The 17,191-nt window shown below is 55.3% G+C and carries 18 protein-coding genes; 14 read left to right on the forward strand and 4 right to left on the reverse strand.

Annotation, left to right across the window (positions count from 1 at the left end; all coding sequences use genetic code 11):
- The first annotated feature begins 104 nt into the window (after positions 1–104).
- Positions 105–1,835, forward strand: coding sequence for a GAF domain-containing protein (locus KF784_13245; GenBank protein ID MBX3120025.1), 1,731 nt, complete (start codon positions 105–107; stop codon positions 1,833–1,835).
- Positions 1,836–2,011: 176 nt separating this feature from the next.
- Positions 2,012–2,329, forward strand: a complete 318-nt coding sequence (locus KF784_13250; GenBank protein MBX3120026.1) for a VOC family protein — start codon at positions 2,012–2,014, stop codon at positions 2,327–2,329.
- A gap of 28 nt (positions 2,330–2,357) precedes the next feature.
- Here the strand turns inward: KF784_13250 and mtaB are convergent, their stop codons facing one another.
- Positions 2,358–3,692, reverse strand: coding sequence for a tRNA (N(6)-L-threonylcarbamoyladenosine(37)-C(2))-methylthiotransferase MtaB (gene mtaB / locus KF784_13255; GenBank protein MBX3120027.1), 1,335 nt, complete (start codon positions 3,690–3,692; stop codon positions 2,358–2,360).
- A gap of 509 nt (positions 3,693–4,201) precedes the next feature.
- Here mtaB and lpxK point away from each other — a divergent pair.
- From lpxK to KF784_13295, 8 genes are all read left to right on the forward strand, one after another.
- The gene (gene lpxK, locus KF784_13260) at positions 4,202–5,221 is read left to right on the forward strand and encodes a tetraacyldisaccharide 4'-kinase (GenBank protein MBX3120028.1); all 1,020 of its coding nucleotides are present in this window, start codon (positions 4,202–4,204) and stop codon (positions 5,219–5,221) included.
- Positions 5,184–6,089 (forward strand): lysophospholipid acyltransferase family protein, encoded by a 906-nt coding sequence (locus KF784_13265; protein ID MBX3120029.1) that lies wholly within the window; start codon positions 5,184–5,186, stop codon positions 6,087–6,089. The genes lpxK and KF784_13265 overlap by 38 nt, the downstream gene beginning before the upstream one ends.
- A 41-nt stretch (positions 6,090–6,130) precedes the next feature.
- A complete protein-coding gene (locus KF784_13270; GenBank protein MBX3120030.1) occupies positions 6,131–7,048 on the forward strand; it encodes a glycosyltransferase family 9 protein in 918 nt (305 codons plus the stop codon).
- Positions 7,026–7,967, forward strand: coding sequence for a glycosyltransferase family 9 protein (locus tag KF784_13275; protein ID MBX3120031.1), 942 nt, complete (start codon positions 7,026–7,028; stop codon positions 7,965–7,967). The genes KF784_13270 and KF784_13275 overlap by 23 nt, the downstream gene beginning before the upstream one ends.
- 427 nt (positions 7,968–8,394) lie before the next feature.
- Positions 8,395–8,850, forward strand: coding sequence for a D-glycero-beta-D-manno-heptose 1-phosphate adenylyltransferase (gene rfaE2, locus KF784_13280; protein MBX3120032.1), 456 nt, complete (start codon positions 8,395–8,397; stop codon positions 8,848–8,850).
- Entirely contained in the window at positions 8,847–9,602 is a 756-nt protein-coding gene (locus KF784_13285; GenBank protein MBX3120033.1) for a PIG-L family deacetylase, read from the forward strand. The genes rfaE2 and KF784_13285 overlap by 4 nt, the downstream gene beginning before the upstream one ends.
- Before the next feature lie 64 nt (positions 9,603–9,666).
- Complete coding sequence (locus tag KF784_13290) at positions 9,667–10,248, forward strand: peptidylprolyl isomerase (protein MBX3120034.1); 582 nt, start codon at positions 9,667–9,669, stop codon at positions 10,246–10,248.
- Between the two features lie 154 nt (positions 10,249–10,402).
- The gene (locus KF784_13295) at positions 10,403–11,614 is read left to right on the forward strand and encodes a glycosyltransferase (protein MBX3120035.1); all 1,212 of its coding nucleotides are present in this window, start codon (positions 10,403–10,405) and stop codon (positions 11,612–11,614) included.
- A 21-nt stretch (positions 11,615–11,635) separates the two neighbouring features.
- Here KF784_13295 and KF784_13300 read toward each other — a convergent pair whose 3' ends face one another.
- On the reverse strand, positions 11,636–12,832 hold the full coding sequence (locus KF784_13300) for an amidohydrolase (GenBank protein ID MBX3120036.1): 1,197 nt from the start codon (positions 12,830–12,832) through the stop codon (positions 11,636–11,638).
- Positions 12,833–12,954: 122 nt separating this feature from the next.
- Here KF784_13300 and lpdA point away from each other — a divergent pair, with 122 nt between their 5' ends.
- From lpdA to KF784_13320, 4 genes are all read left to right on the forward strand, one after another.
- The gene (gene lpdA / locus KF784_13305) at positions 12,955–14,493 is read left to right on the forward strand and encodes a dihydrolipoyl dehydrogenase (GenBank protein ID MBX3120037.1); all 1,539 of its coding nucleotides are present in this window, start codon (positions 12,955–12,957) and stop codon (positions 14,491–14,493) included.
- Positions 14,494–14,585: 92 nt separating this feature from the next.
- Positions 14,586–14,981 carry a hypothetical protein gene (locus KF784_13310; GenBank protein ID MBX3120038.1) on the forward strand — a complete coding sequence of 132 codons (396 nt, stop codon included), beginning with the start codon at positions 14,586–14,588 and terminating at the stop codon, positions 14,979–14,981.
- Between the two features lie 92 nt (positions 14,982–15,073).
- Positions 15,074–15,430, forward strand: a complete 357-nt coding sequence (gene queF / locus KF784_13315; GenBank protein ID MBX3120039.1) for a preQ(1) synthase — start codon at positions 15,074–15,076, stop codon at positions 15,428–15,430.
- Between the two features lie 103 nt (positions 15,431–15,533).
- Entirely contained in the window at positions 15,534–15,833 is a 300-nt protein-coding gene (locus tag KF784_13320; protein MBX3120040.1) for a hypothetical protein, read from the forward strand.
- Positions 15,834–15,898: 65 nt separating this feature from the next.
- On the opposite strand, the gene KF784_13325 is transcribed toward KF784_13320, so the two are convergent.
- Both KF784_13325 and KF784_13330 read right to left on the reverse strand, forming a co-directional pair.
- The gene (locus tag KF784_13325; protein ID MBX3120041.1) at positions 15,899–16,324 is read right to left on the reverse strand and encodes a SufE family protein; all 426 of its coding nucleotides are present in this window, start codon (positions 16,322–16,324) and stop codon (positions 15,899–15,901) included.
- A gap of 2 nt (positions 16,325–16,326) precedes the next feature.
- The gene (locus KF784_13330; protein ID MBX3120042.1) at positions 16,327–17,190 is read right to left on the reverse strand and encodes a sulfurtransferase; all 864 of its coding nucleotides are present in this window, start codon (positions 17,188–17,190) and stop codon (positions 16,327–16,329) included.
- Position 17,191: the final 1 nt, after the last annotated feature.

Consider the following 17,191-nt stretch of genomic DNA (forward strand, 5'->3'; position numbering starts at 1 on the left):
GTTTTTGCGAAGATCGCCGCTGGGCCAGGGGAACCCGACTCATTGGGGTGCTGTCAAAAGGTAAGCTATCGAGGCAATTTTCCATGGAAGTGCGAAGTAATAATATGTCCGGAGCAATAGACTTTGATCTGCCCAATGACCCAGCCGAGTTGAAGCGGCGGTTAACAGCGGCAATCCAAAAAATTCAGGAACTGCAGGCGCAGATCAAACTCGCCCAGGAGAAGAGTGAATCTCAAGTCCCCCGCGGTGGGATGGACGCTGGGATGGAAGTCGCCCCGATTAACGAATCGGATGTGACCCTACGCCGGCTTGTTCAGCGCATCGCCATGATTCTTCAGGCAGAGAAGATCGTGATCATGTTCTATGACCGCGAGCAGGGCGATCTTTGCGGAATTACACCCGCATATGGCATCGAAGAAAGCCGAGTACCGCACTTCAAAGTTCGAGCAACACAAGGAATCTCAGGGCAGGTTTTTCGAGATGGCGAGCCCGTCATCTTCCACGACGCCAACAACGACCCCCGTACGCAAAAGGACCCCTTCTCATTGCTCGGCGTACAGAACGGCATAACCGTCCCGCTTGTGCTTGAACAGCGCGATGAGGAGAACAGAGTGGTGGATAAGACCACAATCGGTGTTCTTCATGCGTTCAACAAGCGCCATGGCGAAGATTTTAACGAGGAAGATGTTCGGCTTCTGGAGAGAATGGCGAAGAACGTTGGTTCGATCATCGCCAACCTTCAACTCTATCGCGAGGTCATCGAACAGCGCGAGGAACTGCTACAAACTTTTGAATCGCTGACTGCCGGTCTGATTCTTGTCACCGCTGAGGGCAAGGTCACGCAGATGAACGCCTCGGCCCGAGCGATCTTCGGGGCTGGCAACGATGCCGTGGGCAAGCAGTACCACGACGTTATCAACGTTGAAGAGTTCAAGACGGTCTACGATATGGCCTTACGTGGTGAGGAAACGCCGAGAAGAGACATCACCACGCATATCGCAGGCATCGAGCGCCATTACCAAATGCAAGCCGCGCTGGTGCGCAGCGAAGAGGGCAAGGAGATTGGCGTTGTCTTTATCCTGAACGACATCACCGAGTTGATGAACATCGACAAGATGAAGTCCAGCTTCGTCGCGATGGCATCTCACGAGTTAAGGACCCCACTCACGGCTATCAAGGGCTTCTCTACGACTCTGCTTGACGGCGTCGAAGACGCGCTGTATTCTGTCGATGAACAAAAGGAGTTTTTGGGAATCGTCGTCCACGAGTGCGACCGCTTGCGGCGGCTCATCGACGACCTTTTGAACACGGCAAGAATCGAATCGGGAGAATCGCTCAAGCCGAACTACACTGAGGTCGATATGAACACCTTGGTTCAAAAAGTTGTTACCATCCAAAAGCAGGCCTCGCACAAGCACACGATCCTCTCCAAGATCGAAGGCACTTTGCCGGTCATGGTTGGGGATGAGGACAAGCTCGACCAGATCCTGACGAACCTGCTCAACAACTCCATCAAGTACGCACCAAACGGTGGCGACATCATCGTCCATGCGAAAGTCGAAGGCAAGGATCTTGTCATGTGCGTCGAGGATCATGGCATGGGCATTCCCAAGGATCACGTGGCCAAGATTTTTGAGAAGTTCCACCGGGTGAACAACGACGATAACCGAAAGATATATGGAACGGGCCTTGGTCTTTACCTGGTCAAGCACCTCGTCGAAAAGGTTCACATGGGCACAATTTGGTGCGAATCCGAAGTTGGTGTGGGTTCGAAGTTCTGGATCAGAATTCCAACCGATATCGACATCGAAAAGGCAAAGGAACTGAATACGTAAGGTCGTCTGATCGACTGTGCGTTGCGAGCCATTAGGCTCAAGATTCGTGTAAGTAAAGGCCTGGGAGGTGCAATTGATGTGCATCCCAGGTTTTTCTACAGATGCCAGCCAAAACGACGGTCTATTCCATTCCAAACAGTGTCGAGTCGTTGCCCACCATCGCGTATTCTTGACCCATGAAGTACCGCATGAGCAACTGTATCGCCTTGGGCGTTCCGGACAAGGAGGCCGCCGCTAGGTTCTATCAAGAAACGATGGACTTCGAGCGTGTGAAGGACGGACCTGGCTGGATCGAGATGAAAACCGGACCGTTGAGGATTTTCTTTTGTTCCGACGATGTGATGGAACCGGCGTTTGACCTTGAAGTGGACAGCCTGGAAGTGGCGATTCCAAGACTTGAAGCGGCTGGATGCGTTAAAGAAGACCTTGTCCCGAACGAGGTTTTCATGCGGACGCCGTTTGGACACCTCTTTGCGATTACACCAAAGGACTGAAGCTATGCTGAGCTAATGTAGAAGGCACCTATGCCATTGGCAACATGACTTGGCCTTTGCTATGAGTGTCTTCCGCAGGCTCACTCACCAGCTCCCCAAACACCGCTCCATCCCGAACCTCATCCAATCGCACCCAGGCGATCTGCCTACGCAACGACTGCGGTCCCGCAAATTTGACTTCAAGGTAGTTATCAGTCAACCCGGAAAGCAGACCTTCTTGGTCAATCTTGCCTTCTACCAGAACCCGCATCGTGCGCCCCAGGAACTTTCTCATGTGCAGGTCCGCCGTTCGATTGGCGATCTCTTGGATACGGTGACTCCGCTCAGTTTTCTCCTGAGGGCTGATCGGGTCGCCCCATTGATCGGCAGGAGTGCCAAAGCGTGGGCTGAACCGGAAGACATGCGCTTTCAGATACTTCGCCTCTTCGCAAACGTGGAGTGAAGATTGGAAACGTTCTTCGGTTTCGGTGGGGAAGCCGACCATGATGTCGGTTGTAATCGAAATATCCGGCAGTTGGGCGTACAGCTTGTCGCAGAGTCGTAGGTAATCGTCCTGTGTGTAGCGGCGATTCATCTCCTGAAGGACCTCCGTGTCGCCACACTGGAGTGGAATGTGAAGGTGTGGAACCACTTTTCCTGACTTAATCAGCTCGATAAGACGATCCGAAACTTGGGGCATTTCGATGCTGGAGATGCGCAGGCGTGCGATTCCCTCGACCTCTGATAGCCGCTCAACTAAAGTCTCAAAGTCTGGGCCTTCACTCCCCGATTCCGGTCCATAAGCTCCGATCAAAACGCCGGTAAGCACGATCTCTCGGTAGCCCATCTCCGCCATCTTTTCGGCTTCCACAATGACATCCCGCCAAGGCCGTGAGACCATCCCTGGGCGGGTGAAGGGGATACTGCAATAGCTGCAATGGACGCTGCATCCATCCTGAATCTTGAGCGTTGCGCGGGTTCGAGTGTGGAGGGAGTTATTGATTGGTGGCTTGGGTTCGGATTTCAAACGGGCGGCAAACTCAGGAAATGCCTTCATGAAATATCCGAGGGCGTTCAGCTTGTCGGGGTTGGGGACGATCACGTCCGTCCCTTCAATCGGCTCATCTTTGTTGATCGCCATTTGCATGGCGCAGCCGGTGACGACGACCCTTGCGGTTGGGTTGTTTCGGGTTGCCTTCCGAACGGTGTAGCGGCTCTTACTTTCGGCGATGCTGGTGACGCTGCAAGTGTTGATGACGTAGACGTCGGCAGGCGAATCAAAGGGGACGACCGCGAAGCCCGCGCTCTCAAAGCTCTCCAGAATTCTCTGGGTTTCGTATTGGTTGACCTTGCAGCCAAGCGTCGTGAACGCTGCCGTCGGCATAGAGGAGAGTTTACTCGGGAGGGACGATGAAGGCGGAACGATGAATGATGAATGGGGAGGGAATATGGGAGGGCAACGTTCCGTCGTTGCCGCGTGTCAGATTTCTCACAAAGGCACGAAGAACCACAAAGACACAAAAAAGGATAGTGGGAGGGCAACACTCCGTTGTTGCCGTTCAACACCGCGCATATGCAGGCAAGGATGCCTGCACCACAACCGGTTAAACAGGCTATACACGCGTGATCTGTGATCCGTAATCCGATCTCAGATATCTGATCTCCGATTTCCACACACCGGGAGGGCATCACTCCGTTGATGCCGTGCAGCACCACTAGTGCGCGGGCATGACCGCATTCACCACAACCGGATAAATAGGCTTTGCGCCTTGGCGTCTTTGCGAGAAAAGCATGGAGAGCGACACAATCGGTAATCCGATCTTCGAAGGAGGTTTCTGCGGCAATGACGGAGCATTGCCCTCTCGGGTCGAGTAGAACCTGTAAAATGTCCGCATGCCGAGGATCGAGGAGCTTTGGGAGGAAGTTGGGTTTGCCAACTATCTCCTTGCACCTGCATCCTGGCTGTACTCCGCAGGCTGGCTGACTTACGAAGCCCTCTATAAGATTGGACTGAAGCGCCCAAAAGAGCCGCATTGGCCGGTGGTCTGCGTTGGGAATCTGACAGTCGGGGGGAGTGGGAAGAGCCCTGTCACGATCCATGTCGCTCAAGTTCTTCAGGAGCTCGGTTGCGAGGTTGTGATTTCATGCAGCGGATATGGAAGTCCGGCGTCGGAGATGGCTTCCCTTGCTCCTGAAGGTGAGCTGTCGGCGAAAGAGTGGGGCGATGAGCCAGCGATGATCCGTGATGCCCTTCGCAAAATACCATTAATCGTCGGGAGAAACCGAGTCCGGGCGGCGGAGCTTTGCCATGAGCATTTTCCGAATGCTGTCCTTTTGATGGACGACGGGTTCCAGCACCTTCCCGTCAAAAAACATGTCGTGATTCTCCTGGACGACCCGGATCGGAAGAACCACTTCTGCATGCCCGCAGGGCCGTATCGTCAGCCTTGGCGGATCGGGCTAGGGAAGGGAGACACCGTAATCCCAGGCGAGTTTCAGGTTGAAGCCCAAGAATTGCAGATTGATGATTGCAGATTGATGATTGAGAGTGATCTGAGATCGGAGATCGGACTGGAAATCCAAAATCCAAAATCCAAAATCGCCAACGCTCTTTGCGCCATCGCCCGCCCCGAGCGCTTTCGCAAGTCACTGGAGGAAGCAGGATTAACCCTTCAAGTCTTCAAGGCCCTGCCCGATCACGCCGACCTCACCACGGGTACCATTTTTCACGGGTTAGACCCGAATTTGCCGCTTATCGTCACGGCAAAGGATTGGGTGAAGCTCCGCGAAAACCCAGAGTCGCAACGTTTCGATATCCGAGTGGCACAATATAGTGTCACTATCCAACCTGCCGACGATTTTCGGTCCTGGCTCCATGGCAAGCTCAAAGATCAGATTCAAAAAACGGTTTGAGAATGCGGCGGGCGCTTTCGCTTTTGGTCTTGTCAAGGCTTGGATGAGCCGCAAGACGGTTCTGCAGGCAGAGAAAACTGGGAAAAAGCTAGGACGACTGTTTTTCAAGCTTTCACGCAAGCATCGCGAACGCGCTCTTTCAAACCTTGAACTCGCCATGCCCGAGCTCTCCGCCTCCGAGCGAGAGGCCATGGCGCTCAAGGTGTTCGAGCATTACGGGATCGTAGGGACTGACTTCCTCCGCACTGAGCGTCGCAACTACGAAGAGGACCTCGCCAATACCGAATTTGAGAATTGGGAGATTTATGAGGAAGCCTGCAAAGCTGGGGGGGTACTCATTGTCTGCGCCCACTTCGGCAACTGGGAGAGACTCGGGGAGATCTTCGCCAAGAAAGGTTATCCCATTTATGCGGTAGCCCGAGACGCCGACGACGAAGGTGTGAACCGTCAGGTACTTGAATTGCGCCAGCATGCAGGGCTGCAGATTCTTCCACGCGGGAATGCCGCCATTCAGATACTGAAAGCGATGAAGCAGAAATTGAGAGTCGGCTTACTGCCCGACCAGAACTGCGATGAAAGCTTTTATCCGTTCTTTGGCAAGTTAACTGGGACAGTTCTTGGCCCGGCAACATTGCACATCCGTACGGGTGCGCCGCTGGTCCCCGTTTTTTGTGTGCGTACGGGACCAGGGAAGTACAAGGTTATCGTTCTGCCAAAAATCGAGCCGTTGCCTGGCTACGAGGACAAGATCGAGGCGATCACACGCTCAATGAATCTGACCTTGGAGGGTGTGATCCGACGCTATCCCGAACAGTGGCTTTGGTTTCATGACCGTTGGAAAGCCGCTCGAAAACGGGGCCTGTTGTGAGGTTCTTACTAGTGCGATATTCGGCGATCGGAGATTGTGTGATGGCGGCTCCAGTAGCGTCCTCTGTGCGCCGGGCATCTCCCGAATCATTCATCGGTTGGGCGGTGGAAAAGAGATGCGAAGACGTTGTTGATACACAGAGGTTGGTCGACGACCGCGCATCCTATGATCCCAAGGTCTTTCGCAAGGCGAAGAACCGTGTTGCCGGAATGCGCCGCGAATGGGCCTATTTCATTCGTTTGCGAACTCTAAGGTTCGACGTTGGCCTGGACCTTCAAGGACATTCCAAAACTGCTCTATGTCTTCGTCTGGCTAAGCCAACCAAACGCTTCGCGATCCGTGCCACAGATGTTTTCGCCCGATCCCTCAATCCGATTCTGTCGATCAAGGAGGGGCAGCACACGGTCGAACGAAACCTTGAGGCCTTGCGGCTTGCCACTGGTCTGGACACCGATCCAACACCGATCATGCCAGAGCACTCTTTAGAGAAAGAGGAGATGTTGAGCAAACTCGGGAAGGACCGGCGGATCGCGACGATCTCTGTAAGCGCGGGAGCCCAAATCAAGGAGTATCCACTTGATCGATGGTCGGTCGTGGCTCAAGAGCTTCTGAAGCAAGGCTACACGGTCGCGTTTTTGGGTGGCCCGACCGACAAAGCCCCCGGCACTCCGAACGCTTTCGACTTTGTCGGCAAGCTGAGCCTTGCCCAATCGATGGCGGCGGTTGCCGTCAGTTCCATTCACCTTGCTGCTGACACGGGGACCGGGCATATGGCAGCGGCCTACGGAGTGCCGGTTGTGTCGATCTTCGGCCCGACCGATCCAAATCTCTACCGCCCGTACATAGAGAAGGGTATCGTCCTGTGCAAGGGGGATGCGACCGAGAATGTCTCTACCGACGAGGTGATCCAAGCGGCGATCACTCTAAACGACCGTTATGGCGACCAGGTTTCTCATTAGTCGGCTCTCCTCGCTGGGCGATGTCGTTTGCTCTCTTCCGGCTGCGGCGGCGCTGAAAGCCGGATTTGACGACTCGCACATCGTTTGGATCGTCGATCGGCGCTTTGCCGGCATCGTCGAATGTTGTCGGTTTGTGGACGAGGTTATGGTGGCGGCTCCTGGGTTACACCCAAGAACGTGGCCCAAACCAGAAGGACATTTTGAGGCGGCGCTTGACCTTCAAGGGCTATTTAAGAGCAGCATAGCCATCGGTCGAGCGAAGGCTGTGCACAAACTGGGTTACCATTGGCAGCGAGAGGCCTCTGGACTCTTTTCGCATCCTGTCACTCCCGATGACACGTCTTGGCATATCGTGGATCAGTATGTGGATGTTGCTCGCGCCGCTGGAGGAAAGGCAGGTCGGGCAGAGTTTGGGCTTGAGCCGCACTTGGACGACAAAGGCTCGGTCCAACAGAAGCTTAGGGACATCGGTGTGAGTGGGCGATTTGTGGCAATCAATGCCGGTGCGGGATGGGTGACGAAACGCTGGCCCGCTTCCTCTTATGCAGCCCTGATCGGCAGGCTGGCTGAAGCGGGTTTGCAGACCGTGTTGATCGGGGGGAAGGCAAGTGCTGATCGGGAAGCTGCGAACGATGTCGTATCAGGCGCTGACTCGAAGCCAATCGACATGCTCGGGCAGACCTCGGTTAGGGAGTTGGTGGCTCTGATTTCGATGTCGGAGGCGCATATCGGCGGCGATACTGGAAGCACGCATATTGCGGCGGCGCTGGATAAGCCAGCGATTGGGCTGTACTCTATTACGCGTCCCAAGCGTTCGTGTCCATACGGACAGGTTGAGCGGTGCCTTTACGATCCAAGTTCTTTGGCGAATATTGGTGTAGTTGCCGTGTTTGAGAAGGTGATGGAGGCGGTGGGTTGATTTTGGATTTTGGATTTTGGATTTTGGATGCGGGGGGAGTATCTCACGAAGGCGCAAAGGTGCAATGGGGAATGGCCAATGCGCGGAATATTGTTGCGAGCTCTCCCCTCCCCTTGCGAAGCGAGGGGGCAGGGGGTGGGGGTTCCCATATCTGTTGCTATCACAGCCCAACGATGACAGTGAGGGTGATAGCGTCGGGAGCCTTTTGCAAAGTTGCAAATGCTCAATGGGGAATGGCCAATGCGCGGAATATTGTTGCGAGCTCTCCCCTCCCCCTGCGAAGCGAGGGGGAGGGGATGAAGGGGTGGGGGTTCCGGTTTGCGGGTTTATTGCTATCACCCCTATCCCTCAGTTCACTTCGTTCACAGGTCCCTTCCCCCTCGCTTTGCAGGGGGAAGGGAACGAGTCCATATTGGGGTGTCCGGGCTTGAGTCTGCTCACTCCTGAACAAGCCGTTGCCCTTCGCCAAGGCAAGAAGCTTGTCTTCACCAACGGTGTTTTCGATATCCTTCACGCCGGACACGTCCAGTATCTCAAGCAAGCGCGAGCGCTGGGCGATCTGCTGATCGTAGGCATGAACTCCGACGCAAGCACTCGAACCCTCGCCAAAGCCCCCGACCGCCCTATCAACACGCTCGAAGACCGAGCCGCCGTCCTGAGCGAGCTGAGGTGCGTCGATGGAGTGGTGTCTTTTGAAGAGAGTACACCGGAGCAACTGATCGAGCTTCTGAAGCCGGAGGTTCACGTCAAGGGTGGAGACTACAGGATTGAGGACTTGCCCGAGGCCAAGATTGTCCACGCATATGGCGGCGAAGTCGTGATCCTGCCGTTTTTGAGCGGGCACAGCACCACCGAAACCTTGAAGAGGCTGCGCGGCGAATGACCTGTTTCGATACCGATCCAAATCTGCGCTGGCTGCTATGCATCACCCATCCTGACGATGAGCTTGCTATCGCTGCTTGGCTTAGAAGACTCACGCGGCAAGGGAATGAGGTCTTTGTTTCTTGGACGCACACCACCGATGAACGCACCGAGGAGGCAATTCAGGCCGCAAAACGCATCGGCATCCCTAAGGATCGGTTACTCTTCCATCGAGGCCGTGATGGACACGTTGTTGACGACATCCCATCGTTGCTTCCCGATTTCAAGCAGATGATGAAAACGGTGAACCCCTGCCGTGTGATTGTCGGAGCTTATGAGCAGGGGCACCTGGATCACGACGCAACCAACTTCCTCGTGCATCAAACGTACGATAGCCCCACGCTCGAAGTGCCCCTCTACCATGCCTACTACACATGGGTTCAAAGGCTGAATCGTTTTGCCGATCCGGCTACCGAGGAAGTGATCGATTTGGATGAAGAGGAACAGGCTTTCAAAGTTGAACTGGCGCATATGTATCCCAGCCAGACGATTTGGAGTGCGCTGGCCTGGTACGAGTTCATGCAGTTGGTGAGGATGAACCCGGTCGAGCTCAAAAGGTCAGAACGCATGCGTGTTCAAACCCATTTCGACTACCTCACCCCTAACCTGCCCGAGCACCTCGCACACCGGGTCAGAAAGACGTCTCGGTGGGCAAGATGGGAAAGTGCAATGAATCAGTACGCTTGGCAAGGGCTTTGGAATCCTGCAGGCTAGAAGGAAGCGAAACCTGTCTGTCGAATAATCAACTTAACAGTTTTTTCCCGCTACGGAGACAACCATGTTCACAACTCTCATCGCCGCCATTGCCCTCTCTACCGCACAACCCCAGGCCAAGCTCCCTGGGCCAGATGATTATAATCCAACGGGTCCCGTCATCCGCTTCACTCTTGAAAGCAAAAAGAGCTTTGAAATCACGACGGACCCCAAGAGTTCTCCCAGAACGGTGGAACACATTCTGGACCTGGTGAAAAGGGGATTCTATGATCGACAGCGGTTTCACCGGGTCGAGAGTTGGGTGACTCAGTGGGGCGCACCGCAGAGCAAGAACCTTCCGATGGATGTGAAGGACCCCAAGACGGGCAAGATGGTCACGAATCCTGTGATTGCCAATGGCGAATCTGGCAAGCAGCTTCCGTTTGAAGAGTCGCTCGTGGACTACTATCGGGGCGTTGTCGGTGTTGCATCGACTGGACTGCAAGTTGGCGGGGACAGCCAGTTGTTTATTCTCAAGGGCGACGCTCTACGGCTGTTCCGGTCGTATGCGGTGGTCGGCAAAGTCACCAAAGGAATGGATGTTGTTGACGGGATCAAGCGTGGCGACCGGATCACAAAAGCCCAGGTTCTCGCCAAAAAGAAGTGAATGCGGAGCCAGAAGCCCTGAAAACCGCGTAGGTCTGCGAGTAGGTCCATGAAACCGTTGCTTTCGCCTCTCGTGTTGTTTACAATGAATGGACAGGGGCTTTTGGCAAGGTCCTTGCGTCCATGACAGCAGGAAGCGAATTATCAAGAAGCCTATGAAGGTCGCCATTTTCTCCGAATGTTATCTACCCACCACGAACGGGGTTGTTACGAGCATCGTGACGCTGCGTCGGACGTTGGAGGAGATGGGCCATACCGTCTACATCTTTGCGCCGGGCAGGCCCGAGCGTGAGGACGACCCGTTCGTCTATCGGCTTCCCGAACTTCCTTTTCCATCGCACCCGTATCGTTGGGCTAGGCCTTATCCGAGGCTTGGCTTTGACTTTGGCGCGCTTGGCGTGGACATCATCCACTGCCAACATCCCTTCTCAGTTGGCACGCTCGGTTTGGAATTGAGCGAGAAATACGACATTCCAGTTGTCTACACCGTCCACGCGCTCTACGACGATCTTGCCCGGTATCTGCGCAGCAGCACCCTCCGAAAAGTTGGTCCTGCGATTTTGCGAACCAAGATGCGCAAGTTCTGCTCGCGTATCGAGAACGTTATCGCCCCCTCCGAATACGCGCGCGACCAGCTTTATGCCGACCGAATCAACTCAAGAATCACGGTAATCCCAAGCGGAATTCGACCCGTCGTCCCCACCGCTGGAGCCCGTGAGCGGATTCGGCGTGTCCTTGGCTTGCGCCAGGGGGACAAGATGATCTTTGCGGCTGGGCGCCTCAGCCCCGAAAAGCGGATCGATGTCTTGCTTCGGGCGTTTGCGGTTCTCAAGGCGATCATGAGCCCGGTTGAAGCCGCCTCCCTCAAGCTTGTGCTTGTGGGTGACGGGCCGGTAAAGCGTGATCTGTTCCAGCTGGCCTATGACCTCGGGACTACGGATTCGGTGATCTTTGCAGGCAAGAAGCCGAATAACCAGATGAGCGATTGGTACGCCGCTGCCGACATCTTCGCCTGTTCGTCACCAGTCGAGACGCAAGGTCTTGTGTTTGTCGAGGCGATGAGCATGGGGCTGCCGTGTATCGCCGCAAATCAGGGCGGCGCTCGCGAGATCGTTGTACGCAACAAGACCGGTCTCCATGTACCGCTCGACGCTGGGGCGTTCGCTCAAGCGATGCGAACACTCCTCACCGACCCCGAACTCTGCGCCGAGATGAGCCAATATGGGCGAATTGAGGCTCAGCGGTACACCCCGGAAGCGATGGCAAAGAGCGTTCTAAAGGTCTACAACGCCGCCATCCACGGCCCGCACATGCTTCACGTCGATCCGACGGATGCCGAGAGAGCCGCTTACGCGACGACCCTTTAAACTCGGACCATCGCCCAAGCGCTACACTTCCGTCAGCGCAAGCTCGCAGAAAACGCGAATGCCTGTTGCGATGGCATCATCGTTGAAGTCAAACATCGGCGTATGCACGTTCGGATAGTGACCCTGCCCAACCGGGACTAGGCCAAGTTGGAAGAAGCATGCCGGGATTTCGTAGCCGTAGTAGCTAAAATCTTCGCCTCCCATCGTTGGCACGGCATTGCTATCGACAAACTCTGGTCCAAGCACACTGCTGGCAACTTTCACAAAGTGCGCTGTTGCCCCCGGATCGTTCATCGTCACTGGGTAACCCTCATGCCAGTTGATCTCAGCGGTTGCCCCAAATGCCTCGGCGACTGAGCTTACAATCTCCTTAAAGCGCTTTTCCGCATACGCCCGAGTATCGGGCAGCATCGTACGGATTGTTCCATTGAGCCAGGCAGTCTGAGGGATGATATTCTCGGCGGTGCCCGCCTTAAACTGACCGACGGTAAGCACGATCGAATCGAACGGGTCCGTGTTTCGAGATGCGATCGTCTGCAGTGCAGTGACGATATGTGCAGCCACGACAACCGGGTCGATCGTGGTGTTGGGAGCGGCGGCGTGCCCGCCTACACCCTTAACGGTTACTTCGAAGGTGTTTGTGGCCGCCATGAGCGCTCCAGTTCGGGTGGCCACGTGCCCGATACGAACGGTTGTCCAACCATGCAGGCCAAAGATCATTTTGGCTTTGTGAGGAAAGATTGAGCCATTGAGGACGCCGTCGTTGCACATCTCTCTTCCACCAGCGCCCCCCTCCTCAGCAGGTTGAAAAACGAGCAGAGTATTGTTGGGTCGATCTTGCGTCTTTGCCAGTGCCCGAGCGACGCCGATAAGGATGGACGTGTGTCCATCGTGTCCGCAGGCGTGCATCTTCCCAGGGATCGTTGAGCCGTAGAGTTTGCCCGTCTCCTCGTGGATCGGCAAAGCGTCCATATCCGCGCGCAGCGCAATCGTGGATGCGGAGCTGGGGTCTTTGGTGGTCGCAGGAAGAAAGCCCAAGACGCCAGTACCTTTGGCAAGCCCCGCTTTGAACTCTATGCCTGCTTTGGTCAGCTCGCGTTGGACAAGCTCGCTGGTTCTGTGCTCCTCAAACATCAGTTCGGGGTGCTTGTGGAGATCGTGACGAATAGCTACGATTTCAGCGAGTTCACTTTGGACTCTTTCGGCGATGGCACTCATAGAGTGAGCGTACCCCGTGGGGCAATTCGCAATTTTCGCCACTCAGGATGCTATCGCGTCCTGTTAGGTTCGCGGGCCTCCTGGTAGACTCAGGCTGTGCCGAAAGGCAATTCGAGGGCCGAATGGACCGTGCGGATGAATCGCTCGAACCTACCGCAAGCGCAACAACCGCGTCCGTGGTTCATCTCTCTGCCCTCATTCAGCAGATTTCCAATATTCCTGCCCCAGAGGAGCAAGAGCAACCCATGCCCACAGACAACTTCGATGCAGATATCATCGTCATTGGCGCCGGACCCGGCGGCTACGTCGCTGCCATTCGTGCAGCCCAGCTTGGAGCGAAGGTCACCGTAGTCGAGAAGGAGTATCTCGGCGGCACCTGTCTTAATTGGGGCTGTATCCCATCCAAAGCTCTGATTGCCTCTGCTGAGGCTTACCAGCACACGAAGCATCTGGACGCTTTTGGCGTCTCGATCAAAGGCGATGTGACGTTCGATTTCGACAAGATCAACGCACGAAAGGACAAGATCGTCCAAGCCCAGCGTGGTGGCATTGGCATGTTGTTCAAAAAGAACGGCGTGACCCATGTCGAAGGTTTTGCCTCCTTCGTCGACAAGAACACGATTGAAGTGGAGAAGGACGGCAAGAAAACGAAGCTCCGAGCTAAGAGCTTCATTCTCGCCAGCGGCTCGACGATCATCGTGCCCAAGATTCCAGGCCTTGAAGGCGGACGAAAGGAAGGCATCTGGACGAGCGACGATGCCGTCACCGCTCCCCACCTGCCCAAGAAGATGGTTATCATCGGTGGGGGTGTTATCGGGGTCGAATTCAGCTACGTTTTCAATGCCCTTGGCTGCGACACAACCGTCGTGGAGATGATGCCGAACCTGATCCCCATGATGGACGAGGACTTGAGCAAAGAGCTTGGCAAGCTGCTCGGTCGGCAGGGCGTGAAGATCATGACCGGCAGCGCAGTCGAGAAGCTCGCCAAGACCAAAAACGGTTGGAAAGTGTCCGTTAAGAGCGGTGGCGAAACTTCCGAGATCGAGACCGAGGTGGTGCTCGTTGCCGTTGGCCGTCGCGCCTTCACCGACAACCAGAACCTCGACAAAATCGGAGTCAAGACAAGCCGGATGGGTGTGGAAGTCGATGACACCATGCGAAGCAGCGTGCCGAACATCTTTGCCATTGGAGACGTGAATGGAATCATTCAGCTCGCCCACGTTGCCAGTTATCAAGCCCAAGTCGCTGCGGAGAACGCCGTGAATGGGGGACAGCGCAAAGCCGACCATAAAGCCATCCCGAACTGTATCTACACCGTTCCCGAAGTCGCCTCTGTTGGGCTCACCGAGGGTCAAGCCAAGGAGCAAGGATACGATGTCCAAGTGGGCAAATTCATGTTCCGCCCGCTTGGCAAGGCAATGGCCAGCACCCACCAAGATGGCTTTGTCAAAGTCGTTGCGGAGAGGAAATATGGCGAGGTCTTAGGTGTCCATATGCTCGGACACGGTGTGACCGATATGATTCATCAGGCCGTAGTTGCGATTAAGCTTGAGGCAACGCTGGATGTGATGGTGGACACGATCCACGCACACCCGACCATGAGCGAAGCCGTGCTGGAGGCGTATGAAGACGCCATCGGCCACGCGATCCACAAAATGTAAACCTACGGATGTCGGAGTTTCGGGCGCGAGGTTGCGTCCGAAACCCACACTCACGAGGTAACGTTGAACGGAGCTTGGTGCAAGGGTTGTCCATGAATGCTCCCCCCGGACTGCTGATCACAATAGACTGGCTGGACAGCCACGACTGGATACCCTACGATCTCCAAGGTGGTGTGTTGGAGATCGCTCCCAACGGGCATCAAGGATTCTCGATTACTGTTCAGTCAAGTGGCGCTGGGTTTGACGTAACCTGCCAAGGGTGGAAAATGTACTCAGGCGTACAGCACGACCAAGTTTCCCAACTCGTGGCTTGGCTGGTTTCCTCAAAAGCACGACTGCAAATCGACCTTGTTGTCGGTTCTCCGGTGTGCTACACCCTCCAGACTTTCGACGGCTCAAAGTGGCTTAACTCCAAGGAAGTCAAAAAAGTCAACCTTGGCTTCTGGAAACAAAAGACGACTCAGTTCTTTACAAACGGCTACGTGTGATTCATCTCCCGCTCAGCAGGCGTCATCTCTGAGCAGGTGGGGCCATCGTCACCTGTCAGTTCGGCTGCTCTCTGGTACAACCACCGACAAGCATGACAACCATTGAGACCTTTGCCAACCCCGCGCCTCAGCGTGATTACGTGATCTCACACATCTGCCCAGAGTTCACCAGCGTATGCCCCAAGACCGGACTACCCGACTTCGCGACCATCGAGCTTGACTATGTTCCCGATCAGGAATGCATCGAACTCAAAGCGCTCAAGTACTACTATTTCAGCTTCCGCGATCAGGGAATCTTCTATGAAGCGGTCACAAACCAACTCCTTGACGAACTCTCTGCGGCTTGTAAACCCCGCTGGATGCGCGTCACAGGCCGTTTTGCCGTACGGGGTGGGATTAGCTCAGTCATCGTCGCAGAGATGGGCGAACGTCCGTCCCACGTTCGCTGAAGCCTCTGGCTGAGGTATCCTTCGTGATCGTTTGACAGCATTTGTCGAGGTGTGAACGGTTGGACCGCGTTCCCGCGACAAGTAGAGAGTTTTTAGGTGAAAGATGCGAGTTAAGAACAAAGAGATTCGACAGCGACGCCAGCGCAAAGAGCAGCGCGTGAGAGAGATCATCAAGCAGCTCAAGGCCGAAGCGGCGGGCAAATCCAAGACCGAAAAGGCAGCCGCAAAGAAGGCCAAGACCGCCAAGCCTGCTCCGAAGCCCAAGGCCGAGAAAGCCGAAAAGGTAGAAGCGCCCACTGAGGCCGTGGCCGTCGAAGAAGCAGCCGCTCCTGCTCCCGCAGAAAAGCCCAAGAAGGCCCCGGCAAAGCCCAAAGCCAAGAAAGAAGAAGCACCGTCTGAGTAGCTTAAACTGTTTTGAGTGTTTAGTCTTCAAGCCCGCTTGGGCACGCCAAGGCTAAACACTCGAAACTAAGCGCTCTTTGCGAGCGCTTTTGTCATCCTCACAATCCCCATCAGCCCCATGCTCTTGCCCATCGAGAGCTCACGCCCAAAGATCTCGTAAACGATCTCATCGGGCACCTCCTGTATCTCGTCTGGACTCTTACCGGATAACGCGCCGTCCAGGATCGCGCACAGCGCCATTGCCGAGACCCCTTGCGGATTGTCAACAGCATAGTACGCCTTGATGCCCTCCCCTACGCGCCTGACCCACACAAAGACCTCTGACTCGCACCCTGGCACTCTATTGGCCTCAGGGTAAGGACGCTCAGCGATATCCTTGGGAGGCGCTTGATACTGTTCCGAGTAGGCGATCAGCGTCTGGATGCGATCCTGCTTGTCGGGAAACATCGCAAGGGTGTCGAGAACCTCTTGAAGAGCCTCGGGCATCGGCATATCTATTTCTCGATCGGAACGCCGACCGTGTTGCCCCATTCCGTCCAACTGCCATCGTAGTTGCGCACGTTCGGATAGCCAAGCAGGTACTTCAGGACAAACCAAGTGTGGCTGCTCCGTTCGCCAATACGGCAGTAAGCGACAACCTGATCATCAGGATCAAGTCCCGCTTCACCCTCATAGATCGCCTTGAGTTCTGCAGCAGACTTGAATGTGCCGTTCTCAGTGTTGACGGCTCGCGCCCAAGGGACGCTTTTTGCGGTCGGAATATGCCCACCACGAAGCGCTCCCTCGTTGGGATAGTCCGGCATGTGCATTCGTTCACCGGTGAACTCCTCTGGGCTGCGAACGTCAACCAGCTTGCCTTTGATGTCAAGGTGATGCAAAACGTCGGCGCGGAAAGCGCGGTTACTTAAGTCGTCCCTGTTCTGAGCGTTGTAGACGGCGGACGGGTAGGTCGGTACTTCCTTGGTTAGCTCGCGCTGCTCGATGAGCCATTTCTGCCTGCCACCATCCATGATCTTGGAGTTGGTGTGCCCAAACAGCGAGAAAACCCATAAAGCGTAGGCGGCCCACCAGTTGTTCCGGTCGCCATAGAAAACCACTGTGGTGCTGTTGGAGATACCGTTTCGGGCCATCAACGCCTCGAAGTCGGCTCGTTGAAGGTAGTCCCTGCGCAGAGGATCGTTGAGATCTCTCGTCCAGTCGATCTCAACTGCACCTGGGATGTGCCCTGACGGGTACAAAAGCGCGTCTTCGTTAGATTCCACCAGCCGAACATCGGGGTCGTTCGCATGAGCTGCGACCCATTCCGTAGAAACCAGCATATCGGGATTTGCATATCCCCGCGAGGCGATATCTGACATG

It is taken from the genome of Fimbriimonadaceae bacterium (assembly GCA_019638775.1).
In the GTDB taxonomy this organism is placed as follows: Bacteria; Armatimonadota; Fimbriimonadia; order Fimbriimonadales; family Fimbriimonadaceae; genus JAHBTD01.